This is a genomic window from Sporomusa sp. (assembly GCF_035561255.1).
GTDB lineage: Bacteria > Bacillota > Negativicutes > Sporomusales > Sporomusaceae > Sporomusa.
In genome coordinates, this window is sequence record NZ_DATMXX010000218.1 from 1 (window position 1) to 2068 (window position 2068).

Here is a 2068-nt window from a genome sequence, read left to right on the forward strand (position 1 = left end):
ATCATCACTTTTGTAATATCTAGGAGGCCTTTTTAATGAAACAACGCTTATCACCGGATTTTTTCACTATCCCTGTTGAGCAAATAAAGAATGGTTTTTTCAGCGACAGTTATTTCATGCGTACCCAGGAGATCTTAATCAAGGATAATCACCGGCCACGAGTTATTATGCAAGTTTTCCAGCGCCAACATGCTGTAATCTGCGGTGTTGATGAAGCGATTGCTATTATCAGAAAATGTGCTCATGACCCTGATAGTCTTGTTATTCACGCATTGCATGATGGGGACCATATTGAACCATGGGAAACGGTTATGACCATCGAGGGTGATTTGGCAAACTTTTCTCACTTAGAAACAGTTTATCTGGGAGTGCTCTCCCGTCAGACTAAAATTGCTACTAATGTACAGAGAGTAGTTGCGGCCGCAAATGGTAAACCTGTGCTATTCTTCCCTTCGCGTTTCGACCATTATGCAGTCCAGGCATCTGATGGTTATGCCGCTCACATTGGCGGCATATACGGCGTCTCTACTCCAGCCAATGGTTCTCTCTGGGGATCTGAAGCCCTTGGTACTATTCCCCATGCCTTAATTGCAGTTTACGGTGGCGACACTGTACGGGCATCAAAAGCCTTTGATGCTTATATTGATCCACAGGTAAACCGGGTAGCGCTTGTCGACTTCTCGAATGACTGTGTTGGAACAGCTTTGGCTGTTGCCAAGGAAATGGGCGATAAACTATGGGCTGTTCGCCTTGATACTGCCGATAACCTTATTGATGTATCTGTCTTACCTCAAATGGGTACTTTTAAACCTACGGGAGTTTGTCCACAGTTAGTTTTAAATGTCCGCCAGGCTCTTGACTCTGAAGGCTTTAGCCATGTAAAAATTATGGTGTCAGGTGGATTTACCGCTGATCGCATAGCCCAATTTGAAACAGCTAATCTACCTGTTGATGTGTATGCTGTAGGCAGCAGTCTGTATAACGATAATGTCAATTTCACTGCTGACATTGTTATGTTAGAAGGAAAACTGTCGGCTAAAGTTGGCAGGAGTTACCGGCCTAATCCCCGGTTGACACTGGTGGAAGAAGGTTAAAAAAGTGAAACAACCTTGATGGTTGTTTCACTTTTTTTGTTCATTACTCATGTTAGATGCTAAACTGGCAAGTTGCTCAGACATTGCCATAAGCATTTGGCTATGTGCAGTCAGGTCCTGAATCGTGTTTGCCTGGTGCTCAGTAACTGCATCGATCTGATTTATTTCAACACCAATTTTCTCAATCGATTTTTTTATATTATTTAAAATTGTAGTAATCTGAGTTGCCGAACTGGCGCTATTTGTAGCAAGCTTACGGACTTCTTCGGCTACTACGCCAAACCCTCTTCCCATTTCACCAACCCTGGCTGCTTCAATTGCAGCATTTAGCCCTAAAAGATTAGTCTGGCTGGCAACATTCTTAATAAAGCCAACAACAGAATCCGTGTCTGACACCTCTTTATTAGCAGCAATTGACATATCTTTAAGAACCCGCCCGCTGGCTGCTAATTCTTCAGCCTGAGCCAGAATAGACTGGATAGAAGAAGACATATGTGTAGCTGAATTAGATAACTGTTTGGCCGCAGTAGCCAGCATGTTTTGACGTTCCATTGACTCGTGGACAGCAACAGCGCCAATTACTTCTCCCTGGGCATTAATTACAGGCAGGCTGATGGCAATATAGGGAATGCCGTAAACATCGCTGCTAACCTCAACAACTACCCGCTGTCTCTGCTGTATTGCTTTGTATGCAGCAGATCCCGGTTTAAGCGGTTCACCAACAACAACTTGACCCTCAAGTTCAGGAATCGAGTAAGACACTAACCATTTTTCCCGGTCACTAACCACCATGCCAACTTTTCCGCTTATTAGCTGCGGAATATACTTAGCAACCTTGGTAAAACAGTCCAACAGGGAAACTTCTCCCACATAAATCCCTTCCTTTGTTCCCACAATCATTGTAAATATCTAATTACGCTACCATTTACGGCTGGAACCGCCGCCGCCACCTGAGCCACCGCCGTAACCACCGC

At 44.3% G+C, this 2068-nt stretch carries 2 protein-coding genes; one reads left to right on the forward strand and one right to left on the reverse strand.

Annotated elements, in window-relative coordinates:
• Positions 1–35 precede the first annotated feature (35 nt).
• Entirely contained in the window at positions 36–1094 is a 1059-nt protein-coding gene (locus tag VN379_RS11860) for a nicotinate phosphoribosyltransferase (protein ID WP_325534061.1), read from the forward strand.
• 27 nt (positions 1095–1121) lie between these two features.
• On the opposite strand, the gene VN379_RS11865 is transcribed toward VN379_RS11860, so the two are convergent.
• Positions 1122–1964, reverse strand: coding sequence for a methyl-accepting chemotaxis protein (locus tag VN379_RS11865; protein ID WP_325534063.1), 843 nt, complete (start codon positions 1962–1964; stop codon positions 1122–1124).
• Between the last annotated feature and the right edge of the window lie 104 nt (positions 1965–2068).

Bases quoted from the DNA above. Each gene is read 5' to 3' on its own strand.
- VN379_RS11860 (WP_325534061.1), top strand. From the start codon at position 36: ATGAAACAACGCTTATCACCGGATTTTTTCACTATCCCTGTTGAGCAA.